Annotated in this window: 14 protein-coding genes; 6 read left to right on the top strand and 8 right to left on the bottom strand. The window is 71.5% G+C overall.

The annotated features are described in order from the left end of the window. Positions 1–147 precede the first annotated feature (147 nt). Entirely contained in the window at positions 148–1,170 is a 1,023-nt protein-coding gene (locus tag ABT053_RS23965; protein WP_350971463.1) for a hypothetical protein, read from the bottom strand. 183 nt (positions 1,171–1,353) lie between these two features. Continuing rightward, positions 1,354–1,830 carry an RrF2 family transcriptional regulator gene (locus ABT053_RS23960; RefSeq protein WP_350971769.1) on the bottom strand — a complete coding sequence of 159 codons (477 nt, stop codon included), beginning with the start codon at positions 1,828–1,830 and terminating at the stop codon, positions 1,354–1,356. A gap of 121 nt (positions 1,831–1,951) precedes the next feature. Between ABT053_RS23960 and ABT053_RS23955 the strand changes: the two genes are divergently transcribed. The 3 genes from ABT053_RS23955 (at position 1,952) to ABT053_RS23945 (ending at position 4,562) form a co-directional block, all read left to right on the top strand. After that, entirely contained in the window at positions 1,952–2,680 is a 729-nt protein-coding gene (locus tag ABT053_RS23955; protein WP_350971461.1) for an SDR family oxidoreductase, read from the top strand. 432 nt (positions 2,681–3,112) lie between these two features. Next, positions 3,113–3,952, top strand: a complete 840-nt coding sequence (locus tag ABT053_RS23950) for an alpha/beta hydrolase (RefSeq protein ID WP_350971460.1) — start codon at positions 3,113–3,115, stop codon at positions 3,950–3,952. Between the two features lie 151 nt (positions 3,953–4,103). Further along, positions 4,104–4,562 (top strand): MarR family winged helix-turn-helix transcriptional regulator, encoded by a 459-nt coding sequence (locus ABT053_RS23945; protein ID WP_350971458.1) that lies wholly within the window; start codon positions 4,104–4,106, stop codon positions 4,560–4,562. Between the two features lie 22 nt (positions 4,563–4,584). On the opposite strand, the gene ABT053_RS23940 is transcribed toward ABT053_RS23945, so the two are convergent. Together ABT053_RS23940 and ABT053_RS23935 are read right to left on the bottom strand one after the other, a co-directional pair. Continuing rightward, entirely contained in the window at positions 4,585–5,754 is a 1,170-nt protein-coding gene (locus tag ABT053_RS23940; protein WP_350971457.1) for a ThuA domain-containing protein, read from the bottom strand. 68 nt (positions 5,755–5,822) lie between these two features. Next, a complete protein-coding gene (locus ABT053_RS23935; RefSeq protein WP_350971456.1) occupies positions 5,823–8,708 on the bottom strand; it encodes a carbohydrate-binding protein in 2,886 nt (961 codons plus the stop codon). Between the two features lie 400 nt (positions 8,709–9,108). Between ABT053_RS23935 and ABT053_RS23930 the strand changes: the two genes are divergently transcribed. Beyond that, entirely contained in the window at positions 9,109–10,713 is a 1,605-nt protein-coding gene (locus tag ABT053_RS23930) for a phospholipase D family protein (RefSeq protein ID WP_350971455.1), read from the top strand. A gap of 407 nt (positions 10,714–11,120) precedes the next feature. On the opposite strand, the gene ABT053_RS23925 is transcribed toward ABT053_RS23930, so the two are convergent. Beyond that, positions 11,121–12,413, bottom strand: a complete 1,293-nt coding sequence (locus ABT053_RS23925; RefSeq protein WP_350971454.1) for a hypothetical protein — start codon at positions 12,411–12,413, stop codon at positions 11,121–11,123. A 603-nt stretch (positions 12,414–13,016) separates the two neighbouring features. After that, positions 13,017–13,682, bottom strand: a complete 666-nt coding sequence (locus tag ABT053_RS23920; protein WP_350971453.1) for a TetR/AcrR family transcriptional regulator — start codon at positions 13,680–13,682, stop codon at positions 13,017–13,019. A gap of 96 nt (positions 13,683–13,778) precedes the next feature. Here ABT053_RS23920 and ABT053_RS23915 point away from each other — a divergent pair, with 96 nt between their 5' ends. Continuing rightward, complete coding sequence (locus ABT053_RS23915; protein ID WP_350971451.1) at positions 13,779–15,206, top strand: MFS transporter; 1,428 nt, start codon at positions 13,779–13,781, stop codon at positions 15,204–15,206. 105 nt (positions 15,207–15,311) lie between these two features. Continuing rightward, entirely contained in the window at positions 15,312–16,316 is a 1,005-nt protein-coding gene (locus tag ABT053_RS23910; protein WP_350971450.1) for an LLM class flavin-dependent oxidoreductase, read from the top strand. Between the two features lie 143 nt (positions 16,317–16,459). On the opposite strand, the gene ABT053_RS23905 is transcribed toward ABT053_RS23910, so the two are convergent. Continuing rightward, positions 16,460–17,263, bottom strand: coding sequence for an SAM-dependent methyltransferase (locus ABT053_RS23905; protein WP_350971448.1), 804 nt, complete (start codon positions 17,261–17,263; stop codon positions 16,460–16,462). 407 nt (positions 17,264–17,670) lie between these two features. Further along, on the bottom strand, positions 17,671–19,437 hold the full coding sequence (locus ABT053_RS23900) for a discoidin domain-containing protein (RefSeq protein ID WP_350971446.1): 1,767 nt from the start codon (positions 19,435–19,437) through the stop codon (positions 17,671–17,673). Positions 19,438–19,464: the final 27 nt, after the last annotated feature.

The raw sequence follows: 19,464 nt of genomic DNA, 5'->3' as shown, positions 1-19,464 counted from the left end.
CCCTTACGCAGGGTGAATCAATTACTCACGAAAAACCCCATTCCAACAGCTTTTGTCATGGCATGTCCAGTCTTTAGCGGGCGAGCGCACGCGGACACGGCCCCACTTGCGGGATTACCGGAACTTTCTTCGGCCGGACGTCCGTATTCACGCCGAACGACGCGGCCGGAATCGCGAGCGGAGGCGGGCGGCGCGCAGTCCCAGCCAGAAGAGCACGGCCAGCACGGCGACCAGAAGATATTCGATGGCGGGGATGCGGACGATCTCGTCGATCCGGCCGGAACCGCGCACGCCGTACACCACCAGGACGGCACCGGCGTAGAGGGCGGCGAGGACCCACCGGGTGGCGCGGGACAGCCCGAGGCCGTGCATCTGGGTGATCACGAAGATCCCGAGGAAGCCGAACAGGAACATCGGCCACATGCCGCCGGGGCCGCTGTTCATCACCGCCACGAGGGTGCCGTGCACGGCGACGAGGAGTTCCAGCGTCACCGTCCACCAGCGGTTGGTGTGCGCGCGGGTCATGAACAGGCTGCCCTGGAGCAGGAGCAGGAACATGTAGAAGAAGCCGATCAGGTGACCGCTCGTGCTCTCCATGGGGTGGTACCAGAAGGTGTATATCGCGGCCCAGCTGAACAGGTAGCCGTGGTATTTGCGGGCGAACCCCACCACCTCCGCGGAGATGGGGGCGGGACGCCCGGCGAACAGGCCGCGGCGGCCGTTCTCCATCAGCAGGACCACGACCAGCAGCAGGACCACCGACCCCTGCGAGCTGAAGATCGACACATCCTGCGCGAGCCCGTCGTAGAACAGGTGGGTCTGCAGGGTGTGCAGGACGACGAAGCCGAAGTTGACCGCCAGCGCCACGACGTTCACCCGGTGCAGGCCGGTGGTGTAGCGGCGGACCCTGGTCTGGGCGTAGTAGATCAGCCCCCAGACCGCGAGCTGGTGGGCCGCGTAGCCGAGCCACGCGGAGGCGCGGGTCCAGACGGTGGGCTCCGGCAGCTTCCAGTAGTACCAGGAGGCGCCCTGGTCGGGCAGCAGCCGGACGCCGTGCAGCCGCTGGCCCAGCAGCCAGACCAGCCCGGTGAGAACCGCGCTGGCCACGACCCCCAGCAGGAGGGTACGACCGGCGCTCGGGCGGCGCATATCGTTCAGCACACTGAGCATTATGCATTTACTCAGCTTGCTGAACAAACAGGCGTTTTCGACCCACACCCCCTTGTGCGTCGAGCCCGGGGACTCACCCCTCGGAGCCGGGAGCAGGAGCCGGGGACCGGGGAGCCGGGTCTACGGCTCGGAGCCAAGAGCCGGGGACCGGGAGCTACGCCTCGTAGCCAGGAGCCGGGGGGTCTACGCCTCGGTCGCGCCCAGCCAGGCGCTGATCCCGGTCAGCGCGCCGGGGCCGTAGTCGGAGGTGACGTCGCGGGCCAGGTCGGCCACCGAGACGGCCCGCAGGGCGTCCCGCCAGGCGGCCTCGGCACCGGCCATCGCCCGCTTGACGGCGCAGGGGGCGGTGCAGGCCTCCGGCGAGGCGGCCATCGGGCCGCGCTGCCGGATCTCGGTGCAGACGAAGGCCGGGCCCGGCCCGTCGACGGCCTCGACGACGTCGAGCACGGTGATCAGCTCCGGGGAGCGGGTGAGGACGTAGCCGCCCGCCTTGCCCTGTACCGACCGGACGAGCCCGGCGCGCGAGAGGGCCTGGAGCTGTTTGGCGAGGTAGCTGGGCGAGACGTCGTGCAGCTGTGCCAGCCGCGCGGCCGGTGCCGGCTCCCGCACCGAGGTCAGCACGACACAGCAGTGCAGCGCCCACTCGACCCCACCGGACATCTTCACCGCCCCACTCTATCCACCCTCCCGCTTACTCGGACAAAAAGTATCCGTGTACCATCTCGGATAACAGATGTCCGAGTTAGCGGGCATGGATCACCGGAGAAGGGCAGGACGTGTCATGAAGTTCGCAGTCATCGGCGGGACCGGGCTGATCGGGTCGAAGGTCGTACGGCTCCTGAACGCGGCCGGGCACGAGGCGGTGCCGCACTCGCTGTCCACCGGGGTCGACGTGCTCACCGGCCAGGGCGTGGACGCGGCGCTGGCCGGCGCGGACGTGGTCGTCAACCTGACCAACTCCCCGACCTTCGACGAGGCCTCCCCCGCGTTCTTCCGGACCTCGATGGACAACCTGCTGGCCGCGGCCGGTCGCGCGGGCACCGGGCACTTCGTCATCCTGTCCATCATCGGCGTCGACCAGGTCCCCACCGACTACTACCGCGCCAAGACCCTCCAGGAGGACCTCCTCAGGGCCGGGCCCGTCCCCTACTCCATCGTGCGCGCCGCCCAGTTCATGGAGTTCGTCGGCGACATCCTGTCCTGGACCGCCGACGACGGGACCGTCCGCCTGCCGCGCACCCCCCTCCAGCCGGTCGCCGCCGCGGACGTCGCCGCCACCGTCGCCGACGTCGCGGCCGGGGCGCCCCTGAACGGCGTCCTCGACGTGGCCGGGCCCGACGTGTACCCGCTGGACGAGCTGGGCCGGATCACCCTCGCCGCCAAGGGCGACAGGCGCTCGGTGATCACCGACGACGCCGCAGGCATGTTCGCCGCCGTCCCCGGCGACGTCCTCACCGCCAAGGACGGCGCCCGCATCGCCCCCACCCACTACGCCGACTGGCTCAAGTAGGACCGCACACCCCGTACGCGCCGCCCGGAAGCCGTACGCGCGGACCCGCACACCGCGTACACGACGCCCGGCGGCGGGAAGCCGTACGCGCGGCCCCGTACTCCGCGTACATGATCCCCGGTGACGAGGGTCCGCGCGTGCGACCCTCGCCACTCGCACGCGACGCCCGGCGGCGGGGGGCCGACACGGCCGGTGACGACGGCGGCCGGCCACGGCGCCGACACCGCCGACTCGGCTTCCGCCTCTGCTTCCGCCTCGTGTTCGCGGCGCGTGGGTGCCTCGGCGAGGGAGGTCCCCGGGGGATTTGCCCGATTTCCACGCAAGTAGTGTGGGCACGGCCGGGCCCGTCCCGGAGCCGGCCGCGCGGGCCTTCACCGAGGTCAGCGCCGTCTTTTGCCCCTTGCCGTGCCGACCTCGAAGAAGGAACCCACCATGTCCCTCGAACATGACATCGCCCAGATAGAGCAGGCCAACGCCAGCGGCCGCGTCCCCGTCGTCTTCGTGCACGGCCTGTGGCTGCTGCCCTCCAGCTGGGACCGGTGGGCACAGGTGTTCGCCGAGGCCGGGTTCTTCCCGGTCCTGCCCGGCTGGCCCGACGACCCCGAAACCGTGACCGAGGCCAAGGCGCACCCCGAGGTGTTCGCGCACAAGACCGTCGGCCAGGTCGCCGACCACTTCGCCGACCTCATCGGCAAGCTGGACCGCAGGGCCGTCATCGTCGGCCACTCCTTCGGCGGGCTGCTCACCCAGATCCTCGCCGGCCGCGGCCTGGCCTGCGCCGCCGTGGCGATCGACCCGGCGCCGTTCCAGGGCGTGCTGCCCCTGCCGTTCTCCTCGCTGCGCGCCGCGGCGCCCGTGCTGACCAACCCGGCCAACATCCACCGCGCCGTCCCGCTCACCTACGACCAGTTCCGCTACGCCTTCGCCAACGCCGTCGGCGAGGAGGAGGCCCGTGAGCTGTACGACACGTTCTCGGTCCCCGCGGCGGGCGCGCCCCTGTTCCAGGCGGCGGTGGCCAACTTCAACCCGTGGAGCGAGACCAAGGTCGACAGCCTGGCGGCCGGGCGCGGCCCGCTGCTGATCATCTCCGGGGAGAAGGACCACACCGTGCCGTGGGCGATCGCCAACGCCTCCTACGACAAGCAGGTCCGCAACGAGCACCACGTGACCGAGATCGTCGAGATGGCCGGGCGCGGCCACTCGCTGACCATCGACAGCGGCTGGCGCGAGGTGTGCGACACCGCCCTCACCTTCGTCCGGCGCTTCGTCTGACCCCCGGCTCCCGCTCCGGCGACCGGGCGCGCGTACGGCCGTACCAGATCGTCAAAGCTGCGGCCCGGGGCTCGGCCGGTTCCTCCGGCGCGTCCTCGGCCGGGAACGCCGCGGGCGGCGCCTCGTCTCCCGTGTCTGTGACAATGGGCGGGTGGCCGAGGGAGACGAGCGACGAGTCGTTCCGGATGCGCAGGCGATGCGGGCGGACATCCGCTCGTGGCCCACGGGCCGCCTGCTGTCGGTGGCCGCCCGCATGGTCGAGGGCCGCTTCCACGACTTCCTCGCGGCGCACGGCCTCACCCACGCGGGCATGATCGCCCTGCATCACGTCGTCGACGGCCGGCTGGCGCAGCGGGAGCTCGCGACGCTGTGCCGGGTGACCGACCAGACGATGAGCCGGACGATCGAGGGGCTGCACCGGGCCGGTTACGTGGTGCGCGGGACCGACGAGCGCGACCGGCGGCGTACGCTCATCGAGATCACTCCCGCGGGGCGTGAGGTGCTGGAGACCGCGCGCCGTGAGGAGCGCGGTTCCGACGTCCTGCTGGGCGCGGTCGACGAGTACGACCACTTCCGCGAGCAGCTGATCAAGCTGATCACGATCGTGTGAGGCACTCGCCGACCGCCGGGCACTACCTGGTGACGGTGAAGGTGTCCACGTCGAACAGCGAGCCAGAGCCGCCGCTGAAGGTCAGGAAGATCGGCCCCGAGCCCGTCGCGGTGAGGGTGGTGGAGACGGTCCTGAAGGTGTCCCAGCTGCCGGTGTTGGGCACGGTCACCGTGCCGAGCACCGTCCCGGTCTGCGAGCCGGCGCGGACCCGGATGGTGCCGCCGGGACCCGCCGAGGAGACGCGGGCGCTGAAGGTCTTCGCCCCGGAGGCGTTCACCGACGCGTACCCGGCCCAGTCGCCGTTGTCGATGTAGCCGACCGTCCTGCCGCCGCTGGCCGGGCCGTGGTTCGCCGGCTGCACGCCGGAGTTGGAGGTGTAGGCCTCGCCCTCGACCGTGGTGGAACCGCCGCCGCCGGTCCTCGGGCTGCAGTCGGCCGCGACCTGTCCCGCGGCGTACCTGATGCCGCCGAGGAGCAGGCTGCGGAAGCCCGTCTCCGCGTAGGACTGGATGGTGTGGCCCAGGCCCGTGTAGAACGAGCGGCCCGACCCCTGCGGGTGACACCAGGTGATGGGGTGGTCACCGTTCATGGTGCCGCCGCTGTAGCTGCCCTCGTCGAGGGACTGCAGGACGCGCGCGGTGGAGCGGGGGTTGGTGCGGTAGTTGTACCACTCGTCGCTGCGGCTCCAGGTGGCGCCGAGGTGGGAGGTGGCCGGGTGGGTGTTGTCCTCGGTCCGCACGGTGGCCTGCTGGATCGCGGGGTGGCCGCTGAACCAGGCGCCGACGAGCTGGCCGTAGTAGGCCCAGTCGTACTCGGTGTCGGCCGCCGCGTGGACGCCGAGGTAACCGCCGCCGCCGTTGACGTAGTTCTGGAACGCGGTCTGCTGGGTGGCGTTGAGCACGTCACCGGTGGTGCTGAGGAAGATCACGGCCTCGTACGTGGCCAGGTTGGACGCGTTGAAGGCGTTGGCGTCCTCGGTCGCGGTGACGGTGAAGCCGTTGGCGGTGCCCAGGTCCCTGATGGTCTGGATGCCGGTCGGGATGGAGTCGTGGCGGAACCCGGCCGTCTTGGAGAAGACCAGCACTTCGAACGGGGCGGCGGCGGCCTGGGCCGCGGCCGGGACGAGCACCGTCGCGGCCGCCATGGTGGCCGCCGCGACCGTCGCCAGCCCGCGTGCGATGAAACTGCGCATCGCTGTCCTTTCGTATGCGGAAAGATCCCCGGCGCGGCGGGAGGACCCGCCGCGCCGGGGATTCGTCACTACTTGGTGATGGTGATGGTGTCGACGTCCAGCAGGGCGCCGGAGCCGCCGGTGAAGGTCAGGAAGATCGACCCTGAGCCCGTCCCGGTGAGGTTGGTGGTGACGTTCTGGAAGGTGTCCCAGCTACCGGTGTTCGGCACCGCCACCGAGCCGAGCACCGTCCCGGTCTGCGAGCCGGCGCGGACCTGGATGGTGCCGCCGGGACCGCCCGAGGAGACGCGCGCGGTGAAGGTCTTCGCCCCCGGCGCGGTCAGCGTGGAGTAGCCGGCCCAGTCGCCGTTGTCGATGTAGCCCATGGTGGTGCCGCCGCTGGCCGCGGCGTGGGCGGCCGGCTGCACGCCGGAGTTGGAGGTGTAGGCCTCCCCCTCGACCGTCGTGCTGCCGCCACCGGTGCCGCCGGTGTTCAGGGTGAAGGCGTCGAGGTCGAAGAGGTTGCCCTGACCGGTGACGCCCTTGAAGACCAGGAACAGCGTGGTGGTGCCCGAGGGCGCGTTGCTCAGGTTGGCCGAGACGTCCCGGAAGGTCTCCCAGCCGCCGGTGACCGGGACGGTGACCGTGCCGAGGAGTGTGCCGGTGGCCGACCCGGCCCTCACCTCCAGCGTTCCGCCGACACCGCCGGAGGAGACGCGGGCGGTGATGGAGGTCGCGTTGCCGAGCGCGTACGGCGTGAAGGAGATCCAGTCGCCGTTGTCGATGAACCCGGCGGTCTTGGCGCCCTCCGCGGGGCCGTGCTCGGCGATCTGGATGCCGGACTGGGCGCCGAAGTGCTCGGCCTGGCGGTGGCGGGGCTGCAGGGTGCGGGTGTTCTGGGTGGTCAGGCCGCCCTTGTCGGTGTAGCTGGCGACGAAGACGCCGTAGATGTTCGCGGCGCTGTCGTGCTCACCGTCGGTCGGGACCGTGATGCTTCCCGAGCAGCCGTTCTTGCTGGTGATCTCGTGGGCGTGGCTGTCGTGGCCGAGGAGGTAGGTGACCTTGACCTTGGTGCAGTCGATGGTCCCGTCCTCGGGGTCGCTCACGTTGACCTGGAAGGGCACCGTGTCACCGAAGGAGAACAGCTGCCCGTTGACGGGCTGGGCGAGGTTCACCGTGGGCGCGGTGTTGCCGACCGTGATGGTCACGTTCGCGGTGCCGGTCAGCCCGCCGGAGTCCCTGACGGTCAGCGTGGCGGTGTACGTCCCGTTGGCCGTGTAGGTGTAGGTCGGGTTGGCCGCGGTGGAGGTGGCTCCGTTGCCGAAGTTCCACGAGTAGGTCAGCGCGCCGCCCTCGGGGTCGGAGCTGCCGGCCGAGGAGAAGGTGACGGCGAGCGGCGCGGTCCCGGAGGTCTTGTTCGCGGCGGCCTTGGCGATCGGGTTGCGGTTGGTGCCGGCGATGTACTCGACGCGGAACAGCGTCTGGTTGCCGGAGCCGGTGCCGTAGTCGAGCACGTACAGGGCGCCGTCGGGGCCGAAGGTCAGGTCCATCACCTGGGTGCCGGTCCACGGGAAGGCCTCGATCACGCCGGGCGCGCCGGAGGAGGTGACCTCGATGGCCTTGATCCAGCGGCGGCCGTACTCGGCGGCGAAGAAGCGGCCGTTGAGCGAGGCGGGGAACTTGATGGACGAGTTCAGGGCCGCGTCGTAGCGGTAGACCGGGCCGCCCATCGGCGACTCGGAGCCGCCGCCGAACTCCGGCGGGGAACCGGCCTCGCCGCCGTAGCGGATCCAGCTGGCCTTGGCCGCGGGCAGCGTGGTCAGACCGGTGTTGCGGAACGAGTTGTTCGTCGGGCCGCCGGCGCAGTTGTACTTCGCCGAGGACGGTCCGGACGGGAACGTGTACTCGTTGTAGGTCTCGGCCGTGGTGTTGGTGCCCGTGCAGTACGGCCAGCCGTAGTTGCCGGGGCCCGTGATGCGGTTGAACTCCACCTGGCCGCCGGGGCCGCGGTTGGCGTCGGCGCCGCCGGCGTCCGGGCCGTAGTCGCCCAGGTAGACGATGCCGGTGGCCTTGTCGACCGACATGCGGAACGGGTTGCGGAAGCCCATCGCGTAGATCTCGGGACGGGTCTTGGCCGTGCCCGGGGCGAACAGGTTGCCGCTGGGGATGGTGTAGGTCCCGTCGGCCTGCGGCTTGATGCGGAGCAGCTTGCCGCGCAGGTCGTTGGTGTTGCCGGAGGAACGCTGCGCGTCGAACTGCGGGTTGCGGTCGGTGCGCTCGTCGATCGGGGTGTAGGAGTTCGACTCGAACGGGTTGGTGTCGTCGCCCGTGGTCAGGTACAGGTTCCCGGCCGCGTCGAAGTCGATGTCACCACCCACGTGGCAGCACTGGCCGCGGTCGTTGGCGACCTGCAGGACGACCTTCTCGCTGGAGACGTCGATCGTGTTGTCCGACTTGAGGGTGAAGCGGGACAGGTTCAGGTGTCCCTTCCACGCGTCGAAGGTCGACGCGCTGCCGCTGGTGGGCGCGTCACCGTCGGGGGTGGAGAGCCTCGGCGAGTAGTACACGTACACGTAGCGGTTGGTGGCGAAGTTCGGGTCGGCGGCGATGCCCTGCAGACCCTCCTCATCGTGCGTGTAGACGTTCAGCTTGACGACGTTCGCGGTGGCTCCGGCGGCGGTCGTCCGGCGGATCGTGCCGTCACGCGCCGTGTGCAGGATCGACCTGTCGGGCAGCACCGTCAGCGACATGGCCTCGCCGAGCTCGCTCGGGCCGGTGGCCAGGGAGACCTGCTGGTAGTCGGAGGCCGGGATGTCGAGCATCGCGCGGGCCGCCGCGCCGGTGGCCGATCCGGAGGCCGCGGAGGCCATCGATCCGGTGGCCGCGGAGGCCGCCGGGCCGGTGGCCGCGGCGCCGGTGGTGATGAGCAGGGCTGCGGTCAGCAGCCTGGCCCACGGCCGAGGGCGTGGGGACATTGAGGGTCCTTTCCTGACTTGAGGGGATCAGTCAGGCAAGGCGCGCGCCGCCGCGCTTATGCCGTCCGATGGCGCTGTCAGGCGCTACCGGATGATGCCGGGTTTGTTGTGGTGCGGTGGTGCGATCATGCACGCGGTCCCGGAGGGTGCCGTCTCCGGGACAGACCGATGGAAGCCCAACAGTCTGTTTTTTTCGCGACTCGATGTGCGAGTTACAGATTTTTAACACGCATGCAACTTCGTGTAAACCCCCTGTCAAGGCTTCCCAGGTCAGTCGCCTGATGCGGGAGTGCCGCGCCCGCGTCCCTGGGATCCCAGGGACGGGAACCGGGGTGGCGAGCCGGAGCGGTGATCCCCGAATCCTAGGGGTGAAAACATACAAAAATTGGGTAGATCGGGCATGGTGACCGAAGACAACTGGTTTCTTGACCGCGAGGAACGCGGCAACCCGGCGTCCCGGATCGACACCCGGCACGACAGCGGGACCGCCTGGTCGCACGGCAACACCGTGCGGCCCATCCCGCACGGCGCGCCCTACTTCACCGAGCTGCTCGCCCGCGTCCGCGAGTTACACCCCGGCGACCTGCTGATGTTCACCGACTGGCGCGGCGACCCCGGGGAGAGGCTGGACGGCCCCGGCACCGAGGTCGCCGACGTGTTCGCCGAGGCCGCCAGGCGCGGCGTCGTGGTCAAGGGCCTGCTGTGGCGCTCGCACTGGGACAAGCTCTTCTTCAGCGCGGAGGAGAACCGCCACCTCGGCGACGCCATCGAGGCGGCGGGCGGGGAGTGCCTGCGCGACATGCGCGTCCCCATGGGAGGATCGCACCACCAGAAGCTCGTGGTGCTGCGCCACCGCGACGACCCCCGGCGCGACATCGCGTTCGTCGGCGGCATCGACCTGTGCTGGAGCCGCCGCGACGACTCCTCCCACGAGGGCGACGCGCAGGCCGCGCCGATGGCCAAGGTGTACGGCAGCCGCCCGCCCTGGCACGACGTGCAGGCCGCGATCCAGGGACCGGCCGTCGGCGACGTCGAGACCGTCTTCAGGGAACGCTGGGAGGACCCCCAGCCGCTCACCCGCAACCCCGTGCACCGCGTCGCCGACCTGGTCAGGCGCGAGGACACCCAGCCGGACCCGCTGCCCCCGCAGCCGCCCGACCCGCCCGCCTGCGGGCCGCACGCCGTACAGCTGCTGCGCACCTACGCCCACCGCAGGACCCGCTACTCCTTCGCGCCGCGCGGGGAGCGCAGCGTCGCCCGCGGTTACCTCAAGGCCCTGCGCCGCGCCCGCAGCCTGATCTACATCGAGGACCAGTACCTGTGGTCGCCCCAGGTCGCCGAGTCCTTCGCCGAGGCGCTGAAGGCGAACCCGGAACTGAGGATGATCAGCGTCCTGCCGCTCCACCCCGACCAGGACGGCCTGATCAGCGGCGTCCCGCAGATCCTGGGCCGCAACCAGGCACTGGACGTCCTCAAGCGCGCGGGCGGCGACCGGGTCGCGGTCTATGGGGTCGAGAACCGGGAGGGCACCCCGGTGTACGTCCACGCCAAGGTCTGCGTCATCGACGACGTGTGGTCCACCATCGGCTCCGACAACTTCAACCGGCGCTCCTGGACCTACGACTCCGAGCTGACCTGCGCGGTGCTCGACGAGACCCCCGACGGCCGCGAACCCCTCGACCCCGGAGGGCTCGGCGACGGCGCCCGCCGCCTGCCCAGGGACCTGCGCCTCACCCTCGCCCGCGAACACCTCGACCGGCACGGCGACTCCGACGCGGACCTGCTCGACCCCGCCTCCTTCTTCGACGCCTTCGCCTCCTCCGCGGCGGAGCTCGAACGCTGGTACGCGGAAGGCCGCCGGGGTCCCCGCCCGCCCGGACGGCTCCGCGCCTACGAGGTGTCGCGGATGTCCCCGTGGACCACCGCTTGGGCCACCCCGTTCTACCGCTTCCTCTGCGACCCCGACGGCCGCCCCCGCGCCATGCGCCGCGCCGGCAAGTACTGACCTCGCGGGCACTGACCTCGTACGACCCTCGTACGTCCCTCGTACCTCCCTCGTACCTCCCTCGTACCTCCCTCGTACGACCGAAGCCACGGCGCCGGGGTCACGGCCGGAGCCGTGTTCCCGCGTTCCCGTGTCCTGCGCTCCCGCCGGGTCCGCGTAGGCGGGCCGGTGTGCCAGGGGCGGGTCATGGCCGGAGCCGCGTCGGTGGACCGGTGTGCCAGGGGCGGGGTCACGGCCAGAACCGTGTTCGTGCGTTCCTGTCGGGTCCGCGTCGGCGGGCCGGTCTGTCAGGGGCGGGGTCACGGCCTCACGGCCGGAGCCACGGGACGGAAGCCGTCCACGCCGGGCCCTCGACGGCGCACCCGCTCATCCCGGCGGCTCCCCGGGGCGACGTGCGGTCTCCGGCGTCAGGGCAGGCCGTTCCTCGTCCTGTAGTCGTTCCAGACCCGCACGCAGTAGGCGTGGCGCCAGTCACCGGGAGGCAGGTGGCGGCAGGCGTAGGCGGCGCTGATGCCGGCGGCGCCCCCGCCCCCGCCCCCGCCCCCGCCCCCGCTCCCGCTCCCGGTGGCCGGTGGCCTGTTCCTGGAGGCCGAGGGCGACGGCGCCCTGGTGCTCGGCGTGCCCGCCCTGCCCGCCCGGGGCTGTGACCTGCCCTCCTGTGTCCCGGAACCCCGCGCTCCGGAGCCCTGCGCTCCGGAGTTCTGTGTCCCGGAGTCTCGTGTCCCGGAGCGGGGGCGTCCCGTCGTCCTGGAACTCCCGGCGTCCCCGCCGGTGCTCGCGGTGCCCCGCTCGGTGCTCCCCGCCCCCCGCCCGGCACTGCCGGTCCCCTGCCCGGCGCCTCCGCCCGCCCGTCCGCTCTCGTGCCCGGCGCCTCCGTTCGCCCGCCGGGAACCGGACTCCGGAGCGGAGGCTCCCGTGCGCGTTCCGGCGCTCCCCGGCCCGGTTCTCCTCGTTCCCTCCGGTCCGGCACCGGCCCGGGTGGAGGCCCCGCCCTCGCGGTGCCGCCCGGCTCGCCCGACCGGCTTGACCGGCTTCTTGACAGGCTTGGCACGCTCCACTCGCTCGACCCATTCGTCCCGGATATCACCGGCACCGGCGAGAGCCCGTTCCGCCGGGAGCACCCGCGCAGGATCACGCCCCGGCGCGTTCTTCTTCCCGCCTCCGCCGCCGGCCCCGGCCGCGCCCGACCCCTTCCGCCCCTCGGGGATCTTCCGCTTCCCCGCCGGAGCCTTCGCGTCCGTCCCGGCCACCACCGGGCCCCGCGAGGGCGCGATCACCATGTCGTGCCCGGCGACGAGGCGTTCCCCGGGAGAGGCGGGCGACGGGCCCGCGACGGGTGCTCCGTCCCACGGGGACCAGCCGGACGACCAGACGCCGACCCCCGCGGCGGCGAGGAACCCGGCGATCAGCGCGGGCCTCAGGAGCTGGTCGCGCGAGAGGCGCGACCAGGGCCGCCGCCACGGGCTGGGGGGCGGGGGCATGGAGAACGGCCTGCTGTCGAGGTAGGTCCAGGAGCCGCGGACCATCGGACGGGTGACCGCGTCGTCCGCGTCGTCCACGTCATCCAGGAGGTCGTCCACGTCGTCCGCGCCACCCATGCCACCCACGTCGCCCATGTCGAACACGTTGCCCATGTCGAACACGTCGTTCCCGTGGTCCGCCTCCTCGTACTTCCGGTGCCGCGCGGGCCCGCGCGGCACCGAAACCCCCTCCCCCGCGCGACGGCCGGGGCCCGGGATGGGCACCGAGGCGGGCTCCGGGGTGGGCACCGGCTCCGCGGGCGTCCGGGACTCCGGAGGTCGCCCGGGTCGCGGAAACCCGGCGTGCCCCGAATGTCGTCCGGATCGCGAGGGCGCCGGGGACTCCGGAACGCGGCCGGGACGCGAAGGCCCCGAGGCCTCGGGAGCCTCGAGGGGCGCGGGCACCTCGGGAGGCTCGGGAAGGCCTACGGATCGCGGTGGCCCGACCGGCTCCGGAGGTTCGGTGGAACCGGAGGAACCGGAGGACTCGGCGGGGCGCCGGGGTCCGGCGGGGGGCGGGAGCGGCGGGTCGCCGTACGGCATGCGCCCTCGCGGTCTCGCCTTGAGGCCGTGGCCGTGAGTGCGATCGTGCTGCTCACCGTGCATCTCGCCTCCCGTGTCGCGTCTGGCCTCACCACCCTGGCAAAATCACACACTGTATGCGGCCCATGACAGTACGGTCTTACCGATCTGTTATCAGCAGCAGGCCGCAAAGATAAATAAATACGACGAAAACCCGGCCTGACCGGTAAGGGAGCGGCGCCGCGTACGGACGCGGGAGGGTCAGGAGCGGCGGGGAGAGCGGCGCCTGGCGGGGGCGGCGAAGGCGCGCAGGAAGGTGTTCACCCCGTCGCGGACCGCGGCGGCGAGGACGTCGGGGCCGACCGGGCGGGTGCCCAGCGCGGACAGCGCGGGAAGGTTGCCGGCGACGAGCGCCATGAACTGGCCGGCCGCGACCAGCGGATCGTCGATCTCCAGGTGGCCCCGGTTGGCCAGACCGGCCAGCCGGCCGGCGAGGACGTTCAGCGTGGGCGTGCCGGCTCGGGTGACCAGCTCGTCGTAGAGGTCGGGCAGGCGCGCGACCTCGGCGTACAGCAGCCGCTGCAGCGCCCAGCCCTCCTCGCTGAGCTGGCACTCGACCATCAGGTGGCCCACCCTCTCCAGCTCACCGGCGAGGTCGGCGCCGTCGTCGGGAAGGGTGGCGAACGCGGCGATGATCTTGGCTGCCGACCGGTCGGCGCTGTCGCGCATGACCGTGCGGAACAGGGTCTCCTTGTCGTGGAAGTGGTTGTAGACGGTGGGCTTGGCGACCCCCGCGAGGCTCGCGATCGCGTCGACGTTGGTCTGGGCGTAGCCCTCCTGGGAGAAGACCTTCACGGCGGCGTCCAGGATCGCCGTGCGCTTGTCGATCCGTCCCCTGCCCGGCATCGCGCGTTCGGTGGTGGTCACGGTTCGAGATTACCGCAGCCGTCGCCGCATCCTGCTTGCTAATCTGAACGCATGAGTTAAAAATAGTGGCCGGTCGAGTATTGAATGGAGAACCAGATGGCCACCGATGTCAACACCGGCGACTCCCCCTCCCCGGCCTCGCCCGCGCGAGGCCTGGGCCTGGTCCTCGCCGCGATCGTCGGCTGCGAGTTCATGCTGCAGCTCGACGGCACCATCGTGACGGTCGCCCTGCCGGACCTGCAGAACGACCTCGGCCTGTCGGCGGCCGGCCTGTCCTGGGTGATCAACGCGTTCCTGCTCTCCTTCGGCGGCGTGCTGCTGCTGGGCGGCCGGCTGGGCGACCTGTTCGGCCACCGGACGCTCTTCCTGTCCGGGACGGCCCTGCTCGCGGCGGCCTCCCTGCTCGCCGGGCTCGCCCCCGGCCCCGGCTGGCTGCTCGCGGGCCGGGCGCTGCAGGGGGCCGGCGCCGCCCTGGCCGGTCCCGCCGGGCTCGCCCTGCTGTCCGTCACCTACGACGGCGAACGGCGGCAGCGGGCGTTCGGCGTCTACTCCACGGTGACGGGCCTCGCCGCGGCGGCGGGGATGATCCTGGGCGGCGTGCTGACCTGGGCCGCGGACTGGCGCTGGACCCTGCTGGTCAACGTGCCCGTCGGGCTCGCCGTCGTCGCGCTCGGCGCGCGGACGATCCCCGCCCAAAGCCCCGTCGGGCACGCGGGCGCCCGCCCGGCCCTCGACCTTCCAGGGGCACTGCTGTCGGTGCTGGGGATGACCGCGGTCGTCCACGGCTTCGTACGGGTCGCCGAGGAGGGGTGGGGAGACACGATCGCCGTCGTCTCCCTCGCGGGCGGGGCGGCGGTGCTGGCCGCGTTCGCCTTCCTGGAGACGCGCGTCGCCTCACCCATCCTGCCTCCGCGGGTGTTCGCCCATCGGGCCAGGGCCGGGGCCTTCCTCAGCCTGGTGCTGCTCGCGTTCGTCCTGACCGGCCTGCTGTTCTTCCTCACCCAGTTCCTGCAGCGGGTCCTGGGCCTGGGGCCGCTGCTCACGGGCCTGGCCTTCCTGCCCTTCGGGCTCGCCCTGCTGCTGACGGCCAGGTCGGCGCCCACACTGATCGCCAGGGCGGGCGGCCCGAGAAACCTCGCCGTCGCCGGGCTCGCGCTCGTCGTGGCCGGGTCCCTGTGGCTGAGCGGGGTGAGCGAGGACAGCGCGTACCCGGCGGCGGTTCTCGGCCCGCTGGTGATCATGGGGCTGGGAGCGGGGTCGGCGATCGTCCCCTTCAACGTCATCGTCCTGTCCGAGACCCCGCCCGAGGACGCCGGGATCACCTCGGGGGTCCTGCAGGCGTCGCTGGCCCTGGGCGGCTCGCTCGGACTGGCCGTGCTGCTGACCGCGTTCGCCGGCGGCGGGACGGACGTCGCCACCGGCGTGTCACGGGCCTTCACCGCCTCCGCCGCCATCGCCGGGCTGGCGATCGTCGTCGGCCTCGTCGCCTGGTTCCTCCCCGTTCGCGCCAAAGCCGCGGACTAAAATGAACGCACTGGTTCAACTTTCGGACGACGCGCGTCTCGTCCATGCTGGTACTCCCGGCCGCGCCGGGGACCTACGAACCCCCCACGAACGGAGAACACCCCGATGGCAGACCTGTCCGGCCTCCGCCTGTCGGTGCTCGACACCGCCCCCGTCTGGCGAGGGTCGTCGGCAGCCCGGTCCCTGCGGAACTCGGTCGACCTCGCCCGGCGGGCGGAACGGCTCGGATACACGCGCTACTGGGTCGCCGAGCACCACAACACGCCGTGCCTGGCCACCTCGGTCCCGCCCGTACTGATCGCGCAGATCGCCTCCGCCACCACCACGATCCGGGTCGGCTCGGGCGGGGTGCTGCTGCCCAACCACGCGCCGCTGGCGGTGGCCGAGCAGTTCGGCACGCTGGAGGCCTTCCACCCCGGCCGCGTCGACCTCGGGATCGGGCGCGCGTCGGGCACCGACCCGGCCGCCGCCCACCTGCTGCGCCGGGGCCTGCCCGCCACCGAGGACGACTTCCCCGAACGGCTCGGCGAGCTCCTGGGCTACCTGACGCCGGGAGAGCCCCCGCCCGACGTGCGCGCCGTCCCCCAGGCGGACACCCGGACACCCGTGTACCTGCTGGGCACGAGCACCTCCAGCGCTCGCTTCGCCGGATCCCTCGGCCTGCCGTACGCCTACGCGCACCAGATCAACCCGGCCGGCACGGTGGCCGCGCTGGAGGCCTACCGCAACGCCTTCGAGCCGTCGGCGTGGCTGGACCACCCGTACACGATCGTCGCCCCCACCGTGATCGTCGCCGACTCCGACGAGCGCGCCCGGTGGCTGGCGCGGGGTTTCGCGGCGGGACAGCTCCTGATCCGCACCGAGGACCGCTTCACCCTCTTCCCCACCGCCGAGGAGGCCGGGCGCCGCTCGTTCGCCCCCGAGGGCGAGCGGTTCATCAGCGAGCGCCTCGACCCGCAGATCATCGGGAGCCCCGGCACCGTACGCGACCGGCTCACCGAGTTCGTCAAGCACAGCGGGGCCGACGAGCTGATGGCCCTGACCATGGTCTCGGACCACGAGGCGCGGGTGCGCTCCTACGAGCTGCTCGCCGAACTGGTGCGCTCCTGAACGATCTCAGGAGGGGCAGTGTCGTTGTATGTCATGACCTATGCCCTTTAGATCGTAGATTTCCTGAATGGGGCGGAAACGACGAAGCCCGCGCGGCACGACGTGCCGCGCGGGCCTTCTTGTCCGGATGCCGGCTTCGGATGTCAGGGCTTGTAGGCGATCCCGCCGTACATGAGCTGCTGGCCCACGGTCAGCCTTCTCGGGACGGATCCCTCCGGCCGCCACAGGGGCAGCGGGACGACGCCCGGTTCGAGCAGCTCGAAGCCGTCGAAGAACCCGGTGATCTCCTCCGGCGTCCGGAACCGGCCGGTGCCCAGCAGCGCGAGGTATTTCTGCTCGGCGTCGCGCGACTCCTGGGTGGAGGCGCAGAAGTGGGTGATGAAGAGGTAGCTGCCCGAGGGGACCGCCGCCATGTAGGCCTCGACGATTCCCCGGGGATCGTCGTCGTCGTGCAGGTGGTGCAGGACGCCGACCAGCATCACGGCCACCGGCCGGTCGAAGTCGACGAGCCGCTTGACGTCCGGGTCGGCGAGGATCGCCGACGTGTCGCGCAGGTCGGAGGTGACGACGGCCGTACGGTCGTTCTCGGCCAGCAGCGCCCGGCCGTGGACCAGCACCATCGGGTCGTTGTCGACGTAGACGACCCGCGACTCCGGGTTCGCGCGCTGCGCGACCTGGTGGGTGTTCTCCACGGTCGGCAGCCCCGAGCCGAGGTCGACGAACTGGGTGACGCCCTGTTCCGCCAGGAACCGCACCCCCCGGCCGAGGATCTCCCGGTTGTAGGTCGCCACGTCGTAGATCTCGGGGACGACCTTCACGATCTCGGCGACGAAGGCGCGGTCCACCTCGAAGTTGTCCTTGCCGTTGAGGACGACGTCGTAGGCCCTCGCGATGCTCGGCCTTGTCGTGTCGATGCCACTGTTCCGCTCATCCCGCTTGTCGGTCACAGGGGTCCTTCCTCGCAAGCTCGGGGCGATCGGGATGATCATACGGCCTGGAAAGGCGATAAATGCTGATTTTCGACTATGACCGAGCCCGGCATCCGGACATCCCGAATCCGTCACCGGCGCTTTCTCCCGGCCGTGACCCCGGGCCGCGGATCTTTTCCGATGACTCGATGGCTCGATAGCTCGATAGCTCGATGTCTTCTGTCCTCTGTCCGCGTGGAGCCGGGAGCGGGGACGACCGACGCCGTTACCAGTACGCGGCGAGGACCGGTCCCCGCCCCCGGTGACCATCCGGCCCCGGGGCCGGGAAGGACCGCGGGGCCGGGAAGGGCCGCCTCCGGCTATCGGGGGCGGCCTCCGGCCCGCGCGGATCAGGGGTGCCGGGGATATCGGGGGTGTCGGGAACGTCAGGGAGTGACCGGGATGTTGGTCAGCCCGGAGACGGCATTGGTGACGGTGTTGGAGGAGTACACGACGTTGGGATTCCCGCTGCACTTGGAGGTGGAGGTGATCCTGATGGCGTAGGCGCCCACGCCGCCCAGGTCGGAGCGGTTCGCCCGCCACACGTTGCCGCAGCCGTTGGCGAACGACGGGGTGGTCGCCGGGTTGTGGGTCTCGTAGCCGTTGACGAAGGTGCCCGGGGAGGAGAAGGTGCCGGTGTTGCCCTCGATCAGATAGCCGATGCCCTTCGCGTCGATCCAGGAGTCGGCCGAGTTCTGGCCCGATATCCCCCGGCCGTTGAAGGTGTTGCCCCGGATGACGCCGTCGAAGGTGCCCTCCTTGATGTCGATGTGCTCGGCGGCGACGTTGGGGCCGATGACGTTGTTCAGCACCCTCACCCGGTCGCTGCGGTCGACCCCGCCGGAGTTGCCGTGGCAGGACCAGTTGGAGTTCGCCGAGCCGATGTAGACGCCCTCCCCGTATCCGGGCTGCACCAGGCCGGTGTTGTCGATGCGGGAGTTCTGGATGACGCCGTCCGAGGAGGACCTGCGGAAGTGCACGGCCTCGTCCTCGGTGTGGTGGACGTAGACCTGGTCGATGGTCACGTGGTGGGAGTTGTCCAGGACGATCCCCTTCTTGGAGTCCTTGACGGTGAAGCCGGTCAGCTTCCAGTAGGGCGCGCCGTACAGCCACAGGCCGTAGCCGGAGTCCCACCCGTTGCCGGGGGCGGGGCAGGAGGGGGCCGTTCCCGACGGGCCGTCGTTGACCAGGACGGCGCCGGCCGGTCCGGTCAGCGTGATCGGCGCGGACGCCGTACCGGCGCGCTGGGTGGCGAAGGCGCCGCGATACTCGCCGGCCGCCAGGCGGATCGTCTGGCCCGGCTGGGCACCGGCCAGCGCGGCGGCCAGCTGCGCGGAGGTGGAGACGTCCACCGTCGAACCTCCGCCGCCGCCTCCGGTCTGGGCGGTGACGGCCGTGCTGGCCGCCGAGCGGTTTCCGGCCGCGTCGCGGGCGCGGACGGTGTAGGTGTACGAGGTCGACGCGGTCAGGCCCGTGTCGGTGTGAGTCGTGCCGGCCACCGTCGCCACCAGGGTGGCGCCCCGGTAGACCTCGTAACCGGTCACCCCGACGTTGTCGGTGGAGGCGTTCCACGCCAGCGACACGCTGCTCGACGTCGTGCCCGTCGAACGCAGACCACCGGGCACACTGGGAGCCGTGGTGTCGCCGGGCCCTCCCCCGCTGGGGGAGCCGTAGACGTCGAGCTCGTGTAGCGAGTAGCCCCATACGGTGCCGCGCGCGGTGCCGTACACCCGCACGTACCGGCCGGTCCCCGACACCGCCAGGTCATCGATCGCACCATCCCCCGAAGCGGTCGAATACACGCTGGTCCAGTCGGTGCCGTTGGCGGAGACCTCGACCCGGTAGGCCGAGCCGTAGGCCGCCTCCCAGTCCAGCCGCACCCGGGAGATCGTGTGCGAACCCCCCAGGTCGACGCGGATCCACTGCGGGTCGACGCCCTCGGCCGACGCCCACCGGGTCGCGGTGTTGCCGTCCACCGCCAGACCCGCCTCCAGCCCCGCCCCTTCGATGGACGACGCCGTGGCGGGTTTGCCCCTGGAGACGAGCGAGTCGGCCGACTCCCGGGACGAGCCGGACGCGATCGCGGCCGTCGGCAGTGACGCCGCCAGCGCGACCACGAGTGCGAGGATCCTCGCACGTGTACTTCGTTTCACGAATGCTCCGATTCCTTGGGCGCGCGT

Origin of the sequence: Streptosporangium sp. NPDC002524 (assembly GCF_040295985.1) — a bacterium.
Lineage (GTDB): Bacteria > Actinomycetota > Actinomycetes > Streptosporangiales > Streptosporangiaceae > Streptosporangium.
Note: the sequence above shows the minus strand (reverse complement) of the source record. Positions and strands in the feature narration are given on the sequence as shown.

Excerpts from the sequence above, each read along its gene's own strand:
- ABT053_RS23965 (WP_350971463.1), bottom strand. The coding sequence starts at position 1,170 with ATGCTCAGTGTGCTGAACGATATGCGCCGCCCGAGCGCCGGTCGTACC.
- ABT053_RS23935 (WP_350971456.1), bottom strand. The coding sequence starts at position 8,708 with ATGTCCCCACGCCCTCGGCCGTGGGCCAGGCTGCTGACCGCAGCCCTG.
- ABT053_RS23915 (WP_350971451.1), top strand. The coding sequence starts at position 13,779 with ATGGCCACCGATGTCAACACCGGCGACTCCCCCTCCCCGGCCTCGCCC.
- ABT053_RS23940 (WP_350971457.1), bottom strand. The coding sequence starts at position 5,754 with ATGCGCAGTTTCATCGCACGCGGGCTGGCGACGGTCGCGGCGGCCACC.
- ABT053_RS23955 (WP_350971461.1), top strand. The coding sequence starts at position 1,952 with ATGAAGTTCGCAGTCATCGGCGGGACCGGGCTGATCGGGTCGAAGGTC.
- ABT053_RS23910 (WP_350971450.1), top strand. The coding sequence starts at position 15,312 with ATGGCAGACCTGTCCGGCCTCCGCCTGTCGGTGCTCGACACCGCCCCC.
- ABT053_RS23930 (WP_350971455.1), top strand. The coding sequence starts at position 9,109 with ATGGTGACCGAAGACAACTGGTTTCTTGACCGCGAGGAACGCGGCAAC.
- ABT053_RS23960 (WP_350971769.1), bottom strand. The coding sequence starts at position 1,830 with ATGTCCGGTGGGGTCGAGTGGGCGCTGCACTGCTGTGTCGTGCTGACC.
- ABT053_RS23950 (WP_350971460.1), top strand. The coding sequence starts at position 3,113 with ATGTCCCTCGAACATGACATCGCCCAGATAGAGCAGGCCAACGCCAGC.